General features: G+C 69.4%; 17 protein-coding genes and 1 pseudogene. 9 read left to right on the forward strand and 9 right to left on the reverse strand.

The window, feature by feature from the left end; all coding sequences use genetic code 11:
- The first annotated feature begins 218 nt into the window (after nucleotides 1-218).
- The 4 genes from KV394_RS06000 to KV394_RS06015 all read left to right on the forward strand — a co-directional run bounded on the left by KV394_RS06000 (nucleotide 219) and on the right by KV394_RS06015 (nucleotide 4562).
- On the forward strand, nucleotides 219-1124 hold the full coding sequence (locus KV394_RS06000; protein ID WP_136045054.1) for a glycine betaine ABC transporter substrate-binding protein: 906 nt from the start codon (nucleotides 219-221) through the stop codon (nucleotides 1122-1124).
- Between the two features lie 156 nt (nucleotides 1125-1280).
- On the forward strand, nucleotides 1281-2060 hold the full coding sequence (locus KV394_RS06005) for a CPBP family intramembrane glutamic endopeptidase (protein ID WP_247982550.1): 780 nt from the start codon (nucleotides 1281-1283) through the stop codon (nucleotides 2058-2060).
- A gap of 107 nt (nucleotides 2061-2167) precedes the next feature.
- Nucleotides 2168-2962: a choloylglycine hydrolase gene (gene bsh, locus KV394_RS06010; RefSeq protein ID WP_282187145.1), complete on the forward strand. Its 795-nt coding sequence runs from the start codon at nucleotides 2168-2170 to the stop codon at nucleotides 2960-2962.
- A gap of 124 nt (nucleotides 2963-3086) precedes the next feature.
- Nucleotides 3087-4562, forward strand: a complete 1476-nt coding sequence (locus tag KV394_RS06015) for a lipase maturation factor family protein (RefSeq protein ID WP_247982551.1) — start codon at nucleotides 3087-3089, stop codon at nucleotides 4560-4562.
- 39 nt (nucleotides 4563-4601) lie between these two features.
- Here the strand turns inward: KV394_RS06015 and KV394_RS06020 are convergent, their stop codons facing one another.
- Complete coding sequence (locus KV394_RS06020) at nucleotides 4602-5918, reverse strand: alpha/beta hydrolase (RefSeq protein WP_247982552.1); 1317 nt, start codon at nucleotides 5916-5918, stop codon at nucleotides 4602-4604.
- Nucleotides 5919-6133: 215 nt separating this feature from the next.
- Nucleotides 6134-6244: pseudogene (locus tag KV394_RS06025) on the reverse strand (ABC transporter permease); the annotation flags it as partial.
- A 339-nt stretch (nucleotides 6245-6583) separates the two neighbouring features.
- Between KV394_RS06025 and KV394_RS06030 the strand changes: the two are divergent.
- Both KV394_RS06030 and KV394_RS06035 read left to right on the forward strand, forming a co-directional pair.
- Entirely contained in the window at nucleotides 6584-7231 is a 648-nt protein-coding gene (locus tag KV394_RS06030) for a cutinase family protein (protein WP_247982553.1), read from the forward strand.
- Nucleotides 7228-7590 (forward strand): hypothetical protein, encoded by a 363-nt coding sequence (locus KV394_RS06035; RefSeq protein ID WP_136035321.1) that lies wholly within the window; start codon nucleotides 7228-7230, stop codon nucleotides 7588-7590. The genes KV394_RS06030 and KV394_RS06035 overlap by 4 nt, the downstream gene beginning before the upstream one ends.
- A 105-nt stretch (nucleotides 7591-7695) precedes the next feature.
- Here the strand turns inward: KV394_RS06035 and KV394_RS06040 are convergent, their stop codons facing one another.
- The 6 genes from KV394_RS06040 to KV394_RS06065 form a co-directional block, all read right to left on the reverse strand.
- A complete protein-coding gene (locus KV394_RS06040; protein ID WP_136032210.1) occupies nucleotides 7696-8463 on the reverse strand; it encodes an ABC transporter permease in 768 nt (255 codons plus the stop codon).
- The gene (locus tag KV394_RS06045; protein WP_136045059.1) at nucleotides 8460-9227 is read right to left on the reverse strand and encodes an ABC transporter ATP-binding protein; all 768 of its coding nucleotides are present in this window, start codon (nucleotides 9225-9227) and stop codon (nucleotides 8460-8462) included. Before KV394_RS06045 ends, KV394_RS06040 begins: the two co-directional genes overlap by 4 nt.
- Nucleotides 9224-9592 (reverse strand): DUF1048 domain-containing protein, encoded by a 369-nt coding sequence (locus KV394_RS06050; protein WP_136032206.1) that lies wholly within the window; start codon nucleotides 9590-9592, stop codon nucleotides 9224-9226. The genes KV394_RS06045 and KV394_RS06050 overlap by 4 nt, the downstream gene beginning before the upstream one ends.
- 1 nt (nucleotide 9593) lies before the next feature.
- A complete protein-coding gene (locus tag KV394_RS06055; RefSeq protein ID WP_136032205.1) occupies nucleotides 9594-9944 on the reverse strand; it encodes a PadR family transcriptional regulator in 351 nt (116 codons plus the stop codon).
- A gap of 121 nt (nucleotides 9945-10065) precedes the next feature.
- Nucleotides 10066-10704, reverse strand: coding sequence for a LuxR C-terminal-related transcriptional regulator (locus KV394_RS06060; RefSeq protein WP_247982554.1), 639 nt, complete (start codon nucleotides 10702-10704; stop codon nucleotides 10066-10068).
- A complete protein-coding gene (locus KV394_RS06065; RefSeq protein ID WP_247982555.1) occupies nucleotides 10692-11924 on the reverse strand; it encodes a sensor histidine kinase in 1233 nt (410 codons plus the stop codon). The genes KV394_RS06060 and KV394_RS06065 overlap by 13 nt, the downstream gene beginning before the upstream one ends.
- A gap of 593 nt (nucleotides 11925-12517) precedes the next feature.
- Here KV394_RS06065 and KV394_RS06070 point away from each other — a divergent pair.
- A complete protein-coding gene (locus tag KV394_RS06070) occupies nucleotides 12518-13036 on the forward strand; it encodes a hypothetical protein (RefSeq protein ID WP_247982556.1) in 519 nt (172 codons plus the stop codon).
- 187 nt (nucleotides 13037-13223) lie between these two features.
- Here the strand turns inward: KV394_RS06070 and KV394_RS06075 are convergent, their stop codons facing one another.
- On the reverse strand, nucleotides 13224-13904 hold the full coding sequence (locus KV394_RS06075; RefSeq protein ID WP_247982557.1) for an Abi family protein: 681 nt from the start codon (nucleotides 13902-13904) through the stop codon (nucleotides 13224-13226).
- Nucleotides 13905-14255: 351 nt separating this feature from the next.
- Here KV394_RS06075 and KV394_RS06080 point away from each other — a divergent pair, with 351 nt between their 5' ends.
- Both KV394_RS06080 and KV394_RS06085 read left to right on the forward strand, forming a co-directional pair.
- Complete coding sequence (locus tag KV394_RS06080; protein ID WP_247638100.1) at nucleotides 14256-15023, forward strand: ABC transporter ATP-binding protein; 768 nt, start codon at nucleotides 14256-14258, stop codon at nucleotides 15021-15023.
- Nucleotides 15023-17539 (forward strand): FtsX-like permease family protein, encoded by a 2517-nt coding sequence (locus KV394_RS06085; protein WP_247982558.1) that lies wholly within the window; start codon nucleotides 15023-15025, stop codon nucleotides 17537-17539. Before KV394_RS06080 ends, KV394_RS06085 begins: the two co-directional genes overlap by 1 nt.
- Nucleotides 17540-17734: the final 195 nt, after the last annotated feature.

Below are 17734 nucleotides of genomic sequence, written 5' to 3' on the forward strand. Positions count from 1 at the left end.
CGCCCCCGCCCACGCGCCCCCCGCCTCCGCCCACGCGCGGGTGCGGGGTCGGAAAGGGGCCTGCGGAGGCGGGTTCCGGCCCGTTTTCCGTCCCGCACGCCGCCCACCCACGGGTGCGGGATCGGAAAGGGGCGTCGGGGCGGAGGCGCTCCGTCCCGCTGTCCCGCGGCTCGTCCGCACTCCTGAAATCACATACGGAACGCAAGAGAGAGAAGCACATGAAGAAGAAGATCCTGACCCTCACCGCCCTGGGCGCCGCAGCAGCGCTCACCCTCGCCGGATGCAGCGGCGACGGAGCCGGTGGCACCAGCGCGGGCGGCGGCGACGCCGACGACAAGGGCACCATCACCCTCGGCTTCCTGCCCTCCTGGACCGACGGCCTCAGCACCGCGTACCTCCTGCAGGACCAGCTGGAGAAGATCGGTTACACGGTCGAGATGAAGACGCTCACCGAGGCGGGTCCCCTCTACACGGGTCTCGCGCAGGGCGATGTCGACATGTACCCGTCGGCCTGGCCCGAGCTCACGCACGCCGAGTACATGAAGAAGTACGGCGACGACATCGAAGACCTCGGCGCGTACTACGACAACGCCAAGCTCACCCTGGCGGTGCCGGAGTACTCCGATCTCACCTCGATCGAAGACCTGGCGGGCAAGGGGGCGGACTTCGACGGCAAGATCTACGGCATCGAGCCGGGCGCCGGCCTCACCGCGCAGACGCAGAAGATGATGCCCGAGTACGGGCTCGACGGCGAGTACGAGCTGGTGACGTCATCGACCGCGGCGATGCTGACCGAGCTGAAGACCGCGACCGACAAGCAGGAGGACATCGTCGTCACGCTGTGGCGTCCGTTCTGGGCCAACGACGCCTTCCCCGTGAAGGACCTCGAAGACCCGAAGGGCGCGATGGGCGAGGCCGAGGGCCTGCACTTCCTCGGCACCAAGGGCTTCGCCGAGGAGTTCCCGGAGGCGGCCGAGCTGATCGAGAAGATCAAGCTCGACGACGAGCAGTACGGTGCGCTCGAAGACCTCGTGGTCAACGAGTACGGCGAGGGCAAGGAAGCCGACGCGGTCGACGCGTGGCTGGAGAAGTACGGCGACCAGTTCGACTGGACCGTCAGCTGAGCTGACCCGTCTCTGCACGAAGGGAGGGCTCCCGTCCGGGGGCCCTCCCTTCGACGTCTCCCCCCGGCCGGGGCTTGCCTTCGCGATTGCGCTGGCGGGTCGGCGTGCGCTTCACTGAACCCGAACCCCACCCGGCACGCGACACCCGAGGACGAGATGGCCACCGAGAGCACCACACCCCTCCGCGTCCGGCCGCGGATCTGGATCGGCCTCGTCATCTACCTGGCGTACGTCGCTGTCGTCTTCACCGTGCAGCAGGCGACCGGCATTCCCTACACGTCCCTCGGCGACAGCGGACGCGACCTCTTCCTGGGCGCCGGCCTGTCCCTCATCGTCGGAGCGGTGCTCCTGGCGATCACGACGAGCCTGCTCGGGTGGTGGCGTCCCGCCCTGTTCGAGCGGACGCGCGCCGCGCATCGCTGGCCGATCATCGCCCCGGTGCTGATGGCGGTGGCCCTGGGCGTGAACCTCGCCTCCACCGACTGGGCCTCCTACGACGGCGCCTTCTTCGCCGCGTCGATCGTCCTGCTGCTGGTCGGCTTCACCGAGGAGCTGACCACGCGCGGACTGCTGCTCGTCGGGCTGCGCAGCCGCCTGTCCGAGGTGTGGGTGTGGCTGCTGACCTCCGCGCTGTTCGGACTCATGCACCTCATCAACGCGCTCAGCGGGCAGCCCCTCGCCCCCACGCTGCAGCAGGTGTTCCTCGCCTTCGGCGCCGGCACCATCTTCTACGTCCTGCGCCGCGTGACCGGCAGCCTGATCTGGGCCATGGTGCTGCACGGGTTCTGGGACTTCTCGACGTTCGCGGTCGGGCACGGCGCCGCAGGAACGCTGGCCGGGCTGGGCCCTGTGCTGGAGATCGTCGCGGTGGTGGTGGCGCTGGTGGGCGTCGCGTTCGTGATCCGCGGCGCCGACGAGCGCACCGCGACACCGTAGAGCACTCGTCCGCCGCGGGTGGCACCCCCCTTACGCTCCGCGGGAGAGGGTGCGACCATGACCGTTCGCGGACCCGACCGGGCCCCGGCAACGGGAGAGGGAACCATGTGCACGGGACTGACGGCACGAACGAGAAGGGCCTGAGCATGGCCGGACTCAACTTCCCCGACAACGCCTTCTACCCCGCGGAGGGATCGGGCGGCACGGAGATCACCCCGTTCGAGTTCATCCCCTGGGTGCTCGGGCAGTTCGAGACCGTCGCCCAGGTGAAGGACGCGCTGCGATCCGTGAGCCTCGTCGACATCTCCTTCAGCGCGGAGTTCCCGCTGTCGCCGCTGCACTGGATCATCGCCGACCGGACCGCCTCGATCGTGGTGGAGAGCGTGCGTGACGGACTGAAGGTGTACGACAACCCGTGGGGCGTGCTCACGAACAACCCCACGTTCGACATCCAGAGCTTCCGCCTGAACGACTACCGGCACCTCACGCGCCGCCAGCCCGACAACACGTTCGCGCCGGATCAGTCGCTCGACCTGTACAGCCGCGGCATGGGCGGGATCGGGCTGCCCGGCGACCTGTCGTCGTCGTCGCGCTTCATCAAGGCGGTGTTCACCCGCATGAACTCGGTCTGCGGCACCACCGAGTCGGAGTCGCTGAGCCAGTTCTTCCAGATCCTCGGCTCCGTCGCCCAGCAGCGCGGGTGCGTGCAGGTGGGCGACGAGGAGAAGTACGAGATCACGATCTACTCGTCCTGCTGCAACACCGACCGGGGCGTCTACTACTACACGACGTACGAGAACAGTCAGATCACCGGGGTCGACATGCACCGTGAAGACCTCGACGGCACCGCGCTCGCCGTGCACCCGCTCGTCGAGGGGCAGCAGATCGCGATGCAGAACTGAGGCGCCTCGGGCCCGTCGTCTCGATGCGCTCGCTCAGCGGCCGGGGCCTGAGCAGGGAGCGCAGCCCTCGAACGACGGACGCAACCCCCTGACCGGCGTGCGGCGGCCGGCGTAGCCTGTGGCCGTGGACGGGTTCGCGGCGGTCGACTTCGGGTTCGCCCGCGAGGTCCTGCAGCGGGGCATCGCGGCGCTGTACGTGGTCGCGTTCGTCTCCACGCTCAACCAGTTCCGCGCCCTGCTCGGCGAGCACGGACTGCTGCCCGCCCCGACCCTGCTCGACTGGGTCGCGCAGAAGAGCGAGCGACGGAAGCTGCTGCACCCCACGCTGTTCACGCGCTGGTGCTACACCGACCGGCGGCTCGTGGCGCTGTCGTGGGCCGGGATCGCGGTGGGCGTGCTGCTGGTCGCGGGGGTGCCGCAGCTCGGGCCGCCGTGGCTGCCGATGGTGTGCTTCCTCGCGCTGTGGTTCGGGTACATGTCGGTCGTGAGCATCGGGCAGACGTTCTATTCCTTCGGGTGGGAGATGCTGCTGCTCGAGGCCGGGTTCCTGGCGGCGTTCCTGGGGTCGAACGACCAGCCGCCGCCGGTCGTGGTGATCGTGCTGTTCTGGTGGCTGCTGTTCCGCCTGGAGTTCGGTGCCGGGATGATCAAGATCCGCGGCGGGCGCGAGTGGCGCGACCTCACCGCCATGACGTTCCACCACGAGACGCAGCCGATGCCGGGCCCGCTCAGCCGCCAGGCGCACCTTCTGCCGCGGTGGTTCCACAGGCTGGAGGTCATCGGTAACCACGTCACGCAGCTGGTCGTGCCGTTCTTCCTGTTCGCTCCCGTCCTGTCGCTGTGGGTGCCGGGGCCGGTGCCGCAGATCGTCGGCGCGGTCGCCGGCGGTGTCGTGATCGCGACCCAGCTGTGGCTCGTGCTCACCGGCAACTTCGCGTGGCTGAACGCGGCGACGATCGTGCTCGGCTTCTCGGCGATCGGGCTGCCGGGGGTGGGCGCGGCCGAGCGGTCACCCGAGACGGCGCTGCCCTGGACCGTGTCGGGGATGCCGCTGTGGTGGGTCGTGGTGACCTCGGCCGTCGGCGTGCTGTTCGTGGTGCTGAGCGTGCCGGCCGTGCGGAACCTGTTCGCGCGGCGGCAGCTGATGAACGCGAGTTTCCACCGGTGGCAGCTCGCCAACGCCTACGGCGCCTTCGGCACGGTGACGCGGGAACGCATCGAGATCGTGGTGGAGGGGTCGGACGACGAGGAGGGGGTGCACTGGCGCGAGTACGGGTTCCGCGGCAAGCCCGGAGACGTGCGGCGCGTGCCGCGGCAGTTCGCCCCGTACCACCTGCGGCTGGACTGGCTGATGTGGTTCCTGCCGCTCGGGCACTCGCTGGACGACTGGTTCACGGTGTTCCTGCTGCGACTGCTCGAGGCCGACGGCCCGACCCTGCGGATGCTGCGCGTCGACCCGTTCCACGGCGAGAGGCCGCGATGGGTGCGGGCGGTGTCGTACCGGTACCGTTTCGCGACCCGCGCGGAGCATCGCGCCGACGGTGCCGTGTGGGTGCGCAGCGGTCGCCGTGTGATCCTCGGTCCGCTCGGCCTGCGCTGAGGATCGGGCGTCGTGGGGTCACGGGCGCACGGGGCGGGTTCAGGGGGTGGGCGACGGCGGGGGAGCAGGAGGCGCGAGGCCGAGCGAGGGGGCGACCGTGTTCAGCCCTGCCGCCAATCCGAGGGCGAGCGCGTCGCCGGTGTGCCCGGCCCCGGGGATCTCGGTGAGGGTGACGTTCATGCCGGCGGCCGTGGCGGCGTCGGCGAGGCGTCGCGTTCCGGGGCCGAAGCCGCCGTCCTCCGTGCCGGTCGTCACGGCGGCGGTGACACCCGCGTACCGACCCGTGTTCCTGGCGAGGATCGCCGCCGGCTTGTCGGCCTCGAAGGCTGCGGCGTCGCCACCGTAGACATCGGCGCGCACCCGGTCGGCATACTCCACGCCGGGGAATTCCTCCGGTGAGACGGCCACGAGGGTGCCCCAGGCCGCCGGATCGAGCGCCGTGTACTTCACGGCGCACACGCCGCCGTTGGAGTACCCGCCGAGCACCCATCCCTTCGGCTGCGTGCCGACGTGCAGGTTCTGCCGGATCCACGCCGGCACGTCTTTCCGGATGTAGGTCTCGGCGTTGCCGTAGGTCGAGGAGTCCGCGCAGGCAGGGTCGCGACCGTTGCCGATCTGATCCGCGATGATCACGATCGGCGCGAGTCCTCGGTGCTCGGCGGCGAACCTGTCGAGCGTCGGGGTGATCATCTCGGGGTTCGGCGTGCCGGGGTAGCCGAGCATGAACACCATCACGGGCAGCAGAGGCGGGTTCTTCACCTGCGCAGCCGGGGGCAGGTACAGGCCGGCCTGCCGGGCCTGGAACCCCGAGGCCGCGCCGGGGATCGTGACCGTGCCGACCTTCCCCTGGGCGGGCATGTCCGCCGGCGGCTGCCACGACTCGTACAGCGGGCGATCCGGCGGAGGAGCATCGCCGGTATCGGCGTTCGGCAGGTCGATGGGCTTCGAGACGACGATGCCGAGCGCGTCGGCGACCGTCTTGTCGAGGCCGTAGAACGCGTTGATGCCGATGCCGCCGGCGAGCGCGAACACCGGGATGGACACGGCGGCGACGACCTGGCGCCACCACCGCGAGTCCCACAGGTTCACGATCGCCAGCCCGATCGCGGCGCACGTGGCGATCAGAAGCCCCAGCACCTGGAGCGTGAGGTCTCCGCCGAACGCCTTCGTCCGGTTCGCGAGGGCGTACACCCCCAGGGCCACCGCGGTACCGGCGAGGAGGCCGATCGCGGAGGTGAGCAGGCGCCGCCGGGTCGGACGGCGGAGCAGCAGATACAGCGCACAGACGGCGGCGAGCGCGAACACGACGATCGGGACGGGCCCGCCGAGGATCTGGATCTGGAGGAGCGCTTCCATGTCAGGAGCGCCCCGTGGGGGCGATGCTCGCCCGGTCGCTCGGATCGTCCGTATCGAGGGGAGAAGCACACGCCATGGCGATCATCGTAAGAAGAAGCGCCCACTCCCCCCGACCGTTTCGAGTGCTTCATATCGGTCGTGCGGCCGAGTGCAGCGAAACGCCCCGGCCGGGGTGCGAGACCCCGGACGGAGCGTTCCGTTCCGCTTGGCGACGATCAGCTGACCTTCTTCCGGTAGGAGATGATCGCGAACACGTAGGCGACCACGAGGATGCCGACGCACCAGGCGAGGGCGATCCAGATGTCATCGCCGACGGGCTGCTCGGCGCCAGGTGCTTTGTTCCGAAATTCCGGCGTAGGAGCCCGGCCTTCCATTGATCCGGAGCTTGTCCAGTCGAGACCCTGGAGCGGTTATTCAATCCGATTGAAGAAGGGCGTTGAACTGTGAACAGTCACCGGAAGAGGCGCTGGGGGGCGCGAAAGTTGAAGTCTTCAATCGTCATCGGAGCTCTAGCCGCTGCGGCTGTGCTGAGTGGCGGGTTGAGCGCAAGCGCGACGAACACCACGAATCAATGTGCTTGGGCCGTGATGATCGGCGTTCGTGGGACTTCGGCACCTGCGGGTGCGGGAAACAGCCAAGCAGGTCACGGGTGGACCAATGGAGGAATGGGCGACGTCGTTGGACAGTTCACCGCGACCTATCTGCTTCCGAGTGACCCGTGGAACGAATACGGTCTCTACGTCGAAGGTCTCAATTACCCTGCCTCGGATGGTGGCGGCTACCCGCAGAGCATCACCGCGGGGGTACAGGCGCTCCAAGCGGAGCTCGAGTGGATGGCCTCTCATTGCGCCAGCCCGCCGGCGGTGGTGCTGGCCGGGCATTCTCAAGGGGCACAGGTCATCCTCACCGCGCTCGCACCAGGGTCCGAGATCAAGTTCGGCGGTGGTTTCTACCCCACGTTGTCCGCTCGGGCGCGTTCGATGGTCCGTGCAGTGGTGGTCTGGGGCGATCCGACGTGGAAAGCTGGCCAGATCTGGAACTCTCCCGACTCTGCGAAGACTGGACAGGGGATCTTCCCGCGAGGGCAAGCCAGCTTGGACTTTCTTGCATCCGAGTACCGGTCCTGGGGATGGCCGCAAGGAAGCACCAGTCCGAATCCCCAGTGGGTGCCGAAGATCCGTTCGTACTGCTACGCCAAGGATTGGGCTTGCCAGGCGGGGGCGCCGATTGACAGTCGGATCCATAGCTCTTATAAGAGCTACATGTCCGATCCGCGAGCGTTCGTCCAACACATGATGACGGACTTCTCGTGACCGAGCCCCGCAGTCAGGCGCGGTTCCCGCGCGTCCCACGGCGACGGTACGTCGCTGCGGGACTCTGGGCGGCGGCTCAGATCGTGGTTGCCGGCGGCGGCGTGCTTCTCGTCTTTCTCACTGCGATGCGAGGGGACGGGTGCGCGTTCTCATGCAGAGACGATGTCGCCAACGTCGTGATCGACGGCACGAAGGCGGCTCTCCTCGTGATCACGCTCATCGAGGTGGCCATGCTCGTCATCGCACTCATCAAGAGGGCCTCGCCGCATGTGATCGGTGGTGTGGCGATCGGTCTGAGTCTTGCCGTGATCACTGTCGCGTCCGTGCTCATGGTCTCCGCGTACCCGGTTTCCCCATGATGTGAAGAAGATCTCTGCCTGCCATACCGTGCGGCCGAGCGCAGCGAAACGCCCCGGCCGGGGTGCGAGACCCCGGACGGAGCGTTCCGTTCCGCTTGACGACGATCAGCTGACCTTCTTCCGGTAGGAGATGATCGCGAACACGTAGGCGACCACCAGGATGCCGACGCACCAGGCGAGGGCGATCCAGATGTCATCGCCGACGGGCTGCTCGGCGAACAGCGCCTGGATGGTGTTGACGATCGAGGTGACCGGCTGGTTGTCGGCGAACCACTGCACGGGTGCGGGCATGGTGTCGGTCGGCACGAAGGCGGAGCTGATGAACGGCAGGAAGATCAGCGGATACGAGAACGCGCTCGCCCCGTCGACCGTCTTGGCGTTCAGCCCGGCGATGATCGCCAGCCACGTCAGCGCGAGGGTGAACAGCATCAGGATGCCGATCACTCCGAGCCAGGCCCACACGCTCGCCCCGGTGCGGAAGCCCATCAGGAAGCCGACGCCGAAGATGATCGCGAGGGTGATCGCGTTCGCCGTGAGCGACGTCAGCACGTGGGCCCACAGCACGCTCGATCGGGCGATCGGCATGGAGTGGAACCGCTCGAAGATGCCGCTCTGCATGTCGGTGAACAGCCGGAACGCGGTGTAGGCGATGCCCGACGCGATCGCGATGAGCAGGATGCCCGGCAGCAGGTAGTTCACGTAGTTGTCGGTGCCGGTGCTCTGCTGGAGCGCGCCGCCGAAGACGTACACGAACAGGAGCATCAGCGCGATCGGGGTGACCGCGGTGGTGATGATCGTGTCGGGACTGCGGAAGATGTGCCGCATGGAGCGGCCGGTGAGGGTCGCCGTGTCGGCGGCGAAGTGCGTGCTCATGCTGCGTCCTTTCGTGAGGGTCCGATCAGGGTGAGGAAGATCTCCTCGAGGGTGGGCTGCTTCTCGACGTACTCGACCTGTGCGGGCGGGAGCAGCTGCTTCAGCCCGGCGAGGGTGTCGTTCGCGATGATGCGGCCCTCGTGCAGGATCGCGATCCGGTCGGCCAGCTGCTCCGCCTCGTCGAGGTACTGCGTGGTGAGCAGCACCGTGGTGCCGCTGTGCGCCAGCTGCTTCACGACGTCCCACACCTCGATGCGCGCCTCGGGGTCGAGGCCCGTGGTCGGCTCGTCGAGGTAGATCACCTCGGGGTCGCCGACCAGGCTCATCGCGATGTCGAGCCGCCGCCGCATGCCGCCCGAGTAGGTGCCGACCTTGCGGCCACCGGCGTCCGTCAGGCGGAAGGTGGCCAGCAGGCGGTCGGCGACCCCGCCCGGGTCGGGCAGGTGCCGCAGCTTCGCGACCAGCACGAGGTTCTCGCGCCCGGTGAGGATCTCGTCGACCGCGGCGAACTGCCCGGTGAGGCTGATCTTCTCGCGGACGCCGAGGGGGTTCGCGGCGACGTCGACGCCCTGCACGGTCGCCGTGCCGGCGTCGGCCTTCAGCAGCGTGGAGAGGATCCGCACCATCGTGGTCTTGCCGGCACCGTTCGACCCGAGGAGGGCGAAGATCGATCCCCGCTCCACCTCGAAGTCGACGCCGCGCAGCACGTGCAGGTCTTTGTAGGACTTCTCGATGCCTCGCACCGAGAGGGCGGTGTTCGTCATGACTGCTCCTTCTTCTTCGCGTCCTCGACGGCCTTGGTCAGCCGGGCGCGCTCCTTGTCGACCCACTGGGTGCCCCCGTAGGCCTCGGCGTAGGTCTCGGCGAACTCGACCGGGTCGGCGCCGATGATGTCGTCGATCGGGGTGCCGTCGATCGCGGCGCGCTCCCACAGGTCGGCGAGGTCGAGGAAGATCTGCACGAGCGTGTCGCCGTCGGTGATCCCCCCGTAGTACATCGTGTAGCGGTGCTGGGCGTTGGCGACCGTGCGGTACGGCTCGGGCAGAGCCTCGATCCGCGCCTTCGCCTGCTTGTACTGCTTCTTCTGCTCGAGCGATCCGGTGAGCGCTTCGATCCACTTGGCGGCCATGTCAGTTCTCCTCGCTGGGGGTGTTCGTGTGAGTGGTGTTCAGTCGTTCGATGTGTGTCGTGAGGAAGTTCCAGGTGGTCCAGAACTCCTCCAGCTCCTGCCGGCCCGCGGCGTTCAGGGTGTACACCTTGCGGGGCGGGCCCTTCTCGCTCGGCACCTTCTCGACGTCGACGAGCTTCTTCTGCTCGATGCGCACCAGCAGGGCGTAGACGGTGCCCTCGGCGGTGTCGGTGAAGCCGTGGTCGCGCAGGCGCGTGGTGATCTCGTAGCCGTAGGCCGGCTGCTCGGCGAGGAGGGCCAGCACGATGCCCTCCAGGGTGCCCTTGAGCATCTCGGTCATCTGCTTGCCCATGTGGTCCCCCTCTCCTTCTCGGTTCAGTACTCAGTGTTGCTGGGTACCGGTACAAAGTAACACTGAGTACCGGTACTTAGCAACACCGAATACCGAACTTCTTCGGAGAGGTGCGACGGGGTCAGCTGCGCAGGTAGGCGAGCACAGCGAGGACGCGGCGATGCCCGCTGTCGCTCGACGAGAGGCCGAGCTTGGCGAAGATGTTGCCGATGTGCCTGCTCACGGCGGTCTCCGTGACGAACAGCCGCTCGGCGATCGTGGTGTTGTCGAGCCCCTCGGCCATGAGGCCCAGCACCTCGCGCTCGCGCGGGGTGAGGGTCTGTACGGGGTCGTCGGCGCGACGGCGGCTGAGCAGCTGCGAGATCACCTCGGGGTCCATCACGGTGCCCCCGGCGGCCACGCGGCGCAGCGCGTCGACGAACGCCGCGACCTTGCCCACCCGCTCCTTCAGCAGGTAGCCCAGACCGTCGGCTCCCGCGGCGAGCAGTTCCCCCGCGTAGCGATCCTCCACGTAGGCGGACAGCACCAGCACCGGGAAGCCGGGACGGCGGGCCCGCGCCTCGGCGGCCGCCTTGAGGCCCTCGCTCGTGAAGGTCGGCGGCATCCGCACATCGAGCACCGCCGCATCGGCATCGTCGAGCAGCGCGAGGAAGCCCTCGGCGTCGGGCACGGCACCGATCACGTCGAAGCCCTCGCTGCGCAGCAGCAGCGCCAGCCCCTCCCGCAGCAGAGTGTCGTCCTCCGCGATCACGATCCGCACGGCAGCTCCGTCCTCAGCACGGTCGGCCCGCCGGCCGGGCTCGTCACGTCGAGCGTGCCCTCGAAGGCCTCGATCCGGCGACGGATCCCGGCGAGACCCCCACCCGGCCTCTCGACCGCCCCGCCGACGCCGTCGTCCTCCACCGCGATCAACAGCAGCTCGCCCTCCCGCTCGACCCGCACCGTGGCGCGCGTCGCCGCGGCGTACTTGTTCACGTTGGTCAGCGCCTCCGCCACGACGAAGTAGCTCGCCGACTCCACCGCCGCCGGCACCCGGCCCACCCCGGCGGTCTCCAGCGCGCACGGCACCACGCTGCGCCCGGCGAGCGACGCGAGCGCGCCCTCCAGGCCCAGCTCGTCGAGGATCGGCGGATAGATGTCGTGCACGGTGCGCCGCAGACCGGCGAGGGCGTCGGCCGCGGCATCCTGCGCCCGCCGCAGCGGCTCTCCGACGTCGCCGCCCGTCTCCTGCGCACGCTCCGCGATCCCCAGCATCATCACCACGTTCACCAGCCGGTTCTGCGCCCCGTCGTGCAGGTCGCGCTCGATGCGGCGCAACTCGGCCGCGTGCGCGTCCAGCGCCGCCGCCCGGCTCAGCGTCAGCGCGTCCACCCGGGCCGCCAGCCGCGACCGCGCGGGCGTCGCCAGCAGCTTCGCCGACACGAACGCCACCAGGCGGGCGACCGCCGGCACCAGGAACGCCGCGGCGATCGCGTAGCCGAGGGCCACCAGCGGCATGGTCCACGCGAGCTCCCACGACGTGACCGGATACGGCGAACCCACCGGGTCGTCGGCCGGCGCGAACTGCCAGTACCACGTGACGGCGAGCGTGTTCACGGCCGAGACGGGAAGCGCGAGCGTGAGCAGCGACAGCCACATCACGGGGAACGCGTGCACCGTGAGCCACAGGGCGTCGCGGGCCGTGGCGCGCGAGAAGGCGAAGCGCAGCCGCTCATCGATCGTCGAGCCGCGGGGCAGCGTGCGCGCGAGCGGCGGAAGCTCCTCGCCCCGCCGCCGCCCGATGCGCCGCCGGTTCACGTCGCTCCACCGGTGCAGCACCTGCACGGCCTGCGGCATCAGCAGCACGCCGCCCGTGATGAGCATGAGCGGCAACAGCACCAGGATCACGCAGAACAGCCCGAGGGAGACGACCGACGCCCCGAGCTCGACGCCCAGATACCCGGCGTCGCGCAGCCACCGGCGCCCCCATCCGTCCTTCACCCTGCCAGTCTGCCGGAGCAGAGTGCGCGGCACGGTATAGCCAGCTCCACCATCGATCGGGGACCGGGCGGGATGGGGCCGCCCGCTCGGTGTTCCTAGCGTCGAAGCATGACCACCACACCCCCTGCGCCGCACGTCGAGGCGGCACCCACCGAGGCCCTCCGCCTCTCCGGAGTGCAGTTGCGTGACCCGTCGACACGGGGGGAGTGGCGCCTCAGCGCGGAGACACCATCCTGGTGGGCACCTCGCGGGCCGCAATGTCGGGCGATCAACGCACCAGCGGAAGAAAAATCGCTGCAGCGATCCCCAGCACGGCCGCTACCTCCAGGTTGATCCGCACGCGCACATCGAAGCGACCATGCAACCCTCGCTTGTGACCAGGGGACTGGTTGGCTCTCGGTCTGCCATCTACACTCTTCACTGTCGACTCCATCCGCTATCCGTTGGCGATCGGAAGACACCGGCCCGTTTCCTGTTCCCGCAGGAGCGGGCCTCTTCCATATGTACAAGCCTGAGACAGCGAACCGACAGCACCATGGTATTCATGCAACACTTAGGCCATGTCGCGGGGTCATGGTCGAGTGCAGAGACGGATGATTGACTCTCTGAACAGGCATTATTCCTCTGAGACGGTCCCGCCCCTCACGTGGTTTACCCGCGAAGGGCTTGCAATGTCAGATGTGAATCGTCAGTCGTATTCGCGAGCAGCCGTCAAGCTGCATCGCGAAGGCGTGATCGAACGAGGGCTGTGGTACCGCTTCGGGAACCCCTCGACGAACCCGCACTACAAGCACGCTCGCTCGCACATTCACCGAGATGATCACGCAGAGTGGAATCAGGGGGCTCGTCTCACCCTCGTCGTGCGCTTCGCTGCTACACCCGAACTCCGAGATGACTGGCGCGAGCTCTCCGAGCGCATGCATGCGCTGAAAGTGCGTCAAAGCCCGACGTTTTATCAGTACTCGCGGTGGTTTTTCGCCTACGACGTGGAAGGCGCCACACCACGCGACGAGGGTGTTGATTCGGATGTTCACGAACTCCCCGCAGAAGGGAGCCTCGAGGCGGCACGCGCTGCCATCTCGGCGCGCCGCGGTGACCGGGGCTTGTTCTAGGAAGGGGTGGGTCTCGACCAAGCCGCGTACCCCGCCATGAACGCCCTCGCGGTGGCCGAGCGGACGCCCGAACCGCAGTGCCGGTTGTGAAGATCGATCAGCGCACCGTGCTACTCGACTTTCGCGGCGGAGGCAATGGCTAGACACGTCCGGGGTCGCGCTCGATAGTCTCCCGCCGCACTCGCTATTACGGCTTCGCTGCGAAGACTACGTGAACGCGTGAGGTCTGGCTGACGTGGGCGTGAACGTCTGGAGCGATCAGCAGGAGGCAATGCATCATCTGCCTGTGCACCGCGATTGGATCGAGGGTGGGAGTGAACAGGGGCTCATGGTGTGCGATGCGATTCCGGAGCGAGTTGACCGCCGCGATATCAATGTCCACCGCAGATCGTGAGGTTCCCCGCGGGAATGCCTTATGCAGATACGGGACCCACACAGTCTTCTCCATCGACTTTGTCGTGAACTGCCGCCAGAAACCGAACGTCAGCTCGGCAAGGACCTTTCCCGGTGTCGCTTTTCCGAATCCACAGCGTTTGATCGCATCGTCCACGTTCTTCCTGTTGAGGAAATTGACGTCTGATCCGCGCTTGATGCCCTTGACATCGCGCGTGCGCCAGATAGGCATCACCGCGGGCGAATCGGGGTGCAGCAGCCAGTGGGTCCGATATGGCCAGGACGCTGAGATGGCCGCATCATATGCGTTCCTGAGGGCGACCTCGAAGTGAGCGATGTCGTGCATCATCGACTGGCCAAGCGCCACATTCCACTCATACAACGCCAGAGCCCGCGTGCGGTCTCCACTGCACTCATCGACGTAACGCTGGAACCGTGCGGCTCCAAGCCAGGCATCAATCCAGAGGTCACTCACGCGACCATCATGGCAAAAAGAACAGAGCCCCGGCGACATGGTTCCGAAGAACCAGCGGTCAGCACGGGGCTTACCTAGGAAACACTACGCCACTGTCCGCCAAGGCGCAATCTGCGCGGGGAGGGCACGTAGTTGGGCGGGCATCCCGACAAGCCGCTCAGCGAAGAGGACTGCGCTCGATGGCAGGCGATCGGCGAGGCCCTGGCGGTGTTGCCTCTCCCCCGATTATCGAGCCCGCGGAACCTGCTGATCCGTAACCCACGCGCAGCGCGGCACGGTATAGCCAGCTCCACCATCGATCGGGGACCGGGCGGGATGGGGCCGCCCGCTCGGTGTTCCTAGCGTCGAAGCATGACCACCACACCCCCTGCGCCGCTCGTCGAGGCGGCACCGACCGAGGCGCTCCGCCTCTCCGGACTCGTCAAGACGTACGGCTCCGGCGCCGCGCGCGTCACCGCTCTCCGCGGCGTGAACCTGGCCATCGCGAAGGGCTCCTTCACGGCGATCATGGGGCCGTCCGGCTCGGGCAAGAGCACGCTGCTGCACAGTGCAGCGGGGCTCGATCGCCCGACCAGCGGCACCGTCCACCTCGGCGGCACCGAGATCTCCGCCCTGAAGGCGCGCCAGCTCACGACGTTCCGCCGCGACCACGTCGGCTTCGTGTTCCAGGCGTACAACCTGCTGCCCGCGCTGACCGTGGAGGACAACATCACCCTCCCGCTGCGGCTGGGCGGACGCGCCATCGACCACCGGTGGCTCGAGACACTGCTCGACGCGGTGGGGCTCGCGGACCGACGCCACCGCCGACCCGCCGAGCTCTCCGGCGGCCAGCAGCAGCGGGTGGCCATCGCCCGCGCGCTCATCACCCGCCCGCACGTGGTGTTCGGCGACGAGCCGACCGGCGCGCTCGACTCGCGCACGGGTGCCCAGGTGCTCGACCTGCTCGCCCACACCGCGCGGGAACTGCACCAGACCGTGGTCGTCGTCACGCACGACCCCGTCGTCGCCTCGCACGCGGACCGGGTGGTCTTCCTCGCCGACGGCGCGTTCGCGGGACACCTCGACGGCGCCACCGCGCAGGAGATCACCGCCCGCATGAGCACGCTCGGGGAGTGGTGATGGCCGCCGCGTCGCTCGGCCTCGGACGGCTCGTCCGCGCCGACCTGCGCCACCACCGGCGCAGCCTCGCCGGAGTGTTCGTGGCGATCTTCGTCGCGAGCGCCCTGGTCACCGGGCTCGGCGTGCTCGTGGAGTCGGGCATCCGCGGCGGCCTCGCCCCGCAGCGCTACACGGCAGCCGAGGTCGTGGTGGGCGCCGCGCAGCAGGTCGACGTGCCGGAGGACCTGCCCGTGGCACTGCGCGAGCGTGCGCCGCTGCCCGCCGACGCCGCCCGCGAGATCGCGGAGCTGCCCGGGGTCGAGGCCGTGGTCGCCGACGTGACCGTACCCCTCGCCGCCTCCGGAGCCCCGGACCCGACGGCGGTCGTGGAGGCGCACCCCTGGGCGGCGTCGGCGCTCACGGGCTTCACGCTCAGCGACGGCCGCGAGCCCGCCGAGGCCGAGGAGGTCGTGGTCACCGCGGACTCCGGGCACGCGGTGGGCGACACCCTCTCCCTCGCGCACGGCGGCGTGCCGGCGGACTACCGCGTCGTGGGCGTGGTGACCGCGCCCGTGCCGCCCGAGCGCGGGGCGGCCGTGTTCCTCACGGGCGACCGCATCGCCGAGCTCGACCCGCACGGCGGCGCCCCGCAGGTGCTCGGTGTGTTCGTGGAGGGCGAGGACGCGGAGGCCGTGGCGACCGGCATCGGCGAGACCCTGCCCGGGGTGGTCGCCCGCACCGGCGACGCCCGCGGCGACGTGGAGTTCCTCGACTCCGGCGCCGCCCGCACGATGCTCGTCGCGATCGGCAGCGCCTTCGTCGGCACGTGCATCCTCGTGGCGCTGTTCATCGTGGCGGGCACGCTGTCGCTGTCGGTGCAGGCGCGACGGCGGGAGTACGCGCTGCTCCGGGCGGTGGGCGCGACACCGCAGCAGGTGCACGCGCTGATCGCCCGCGAGGTGCTCGCGGTCGCCGCGGTCGCCGCGGTGCTCGGCCTGGCTCCGGGCTACCTGCTCTCGACGGTGCTGCAGACCGCGTTCGTGGCCGGAGGGGTGATCCCGGGCGACTTCGCGCTCGCCGTGAGCCCGATCCCCGCGGCCGGTGCTCTGCTGCTGGTGCTCGGCGCGGCGTGGGGCGCGGCCCGGATCGCGGCGCGGCGCCCCGCGCGCCTGGACCCCATCGAGGCGCTGCGCGAGTCGTCGACCGGGCCGGGACCCATCGGCCTGCCGCGCATCATCGCCGGGATCGTGTTCGCCGCCGCCGGGGTCTCGGTCTCGACCGTGCCGCTCGTGGTGCGCGGGGATGCGGCCGTCGGCGCCTCGGCGGGTGCCGCCCTGATGCTGATCGTCGCGCTGGGGCTGCTCGGCCCGTGGCTGGTCGCGGTCTGCGTGCGGCTGGTCGGCCCGCTGCTGCGTCGTCTCTCGGCGGCGGGCTTCCTCGCCGCCGCCAACACGGCGGCGGGCAGTCGACGGCTGGCGGCCGCGATCCTCCCCATCGCGCTCGGCATCGGGCTGGGACTGGTGCAGATCGGCGGACCGGCGATCGTCGCGGACGAGGCGGCGCAGCAGGCCCGCGACGGCGTCACCGCGGAACTGCGGGTGTCCGCGCCCGTGGGACTCTCGCCCGCGACGGTCGAGGCGCTGCGGGGGGCACCGGGGGTGACCGGGGCCTCGGGCGTGGCGCTCAGCGCGGCCGTAATCGACTCGCGCGACATCGAGGGCCAGCTCGAGCGCACCGAGTACGTGCTGCAGGGCGTCGACCCCGCGACCGTGGACGGGCTGCTCGACCTGCAGGTGCAGGAGGGGGCGCTGGCGGCACTCGACGGCGGCCGTGCCATCGCCGTGAGCGTCGACACCGCACACACCCTCGGGGTCGGCCTGGGCGACACGGTCACCGGGACGATGGGCGACGGCACAGCGCTGGAGGCCACCGTGGTCGCGGTCTACGAGCGGGGCCTCGGCTTCGGCGCCCTCACCATGGACGCCGCGCACGTGCGCGCCCACACCTCCGCGGGGCTCGACGCGTTCGCCCTCGTGTCCGTGGAGGGCGACGCGGCACAGACGGCCGATGCGCTCGCGGCGGGCGGGCTGCTCGTCGCACCCGCGTCCGGGCAGAAGGCCACCGGGGCGGATGCGGTCTCGCAGCAGGGCTGGGTGAACCTCGTCGCGCTGCTGGTGATCCTCGGGTACATCGCGATCGCCGTGGTGAACACCCTCGTGATGGCGACCGGTGAGCGCTCGCGCGAGCTGGCGCTGCTGCAGCTGATCGGGGCGACCCGCGGCCAGGTGCGTGCCACCATGCGGGTCGAGGCGATCCTCGTCGCCGCGATCTCGATGGTGTTCGGCGTGCTCGTGGCGATCCCGCCGCTGATGGGGATGAGCTACGGCATCTCCGGACAGCCGGTCCCCGCGATGCCGGTCCTCGGCTCGCTCGCGATCATCGGCGGCATGGGGGCGCTGGCGCTGGTCGCCCTCCGCGTCGCGACGGGCGCGGCGCTGCGGCGTCGGCCGATCGAGGAGATCGGTTCGCGCGAGTAGTGCGGCCTGACGGGGGCGTCCGCGCGGCGGGCGTCCCCGTCAGCATCGGGCGAGGGGGATCCGCCCGCCGGGTGGGGTGAAAAGGCGGGGTGAATTCTCCCGGTCCGGCCGGGACGGAGCTGCGCACCCGGGCAGTCTGGCGGAGGCCCGGACCGAGTACGCCATACCCGATGGTGCTCGGCGGTCGCCTGAGGG

Source organism: Microbacterium sufflavum (assembly GCF_023101165.1).
Lineage (GTDB): Bacteria > Actinomycetota > Actinomycetes > Actinomycetales > Microbacteriaceae > Microbacterium > Microbacterium sufflavum.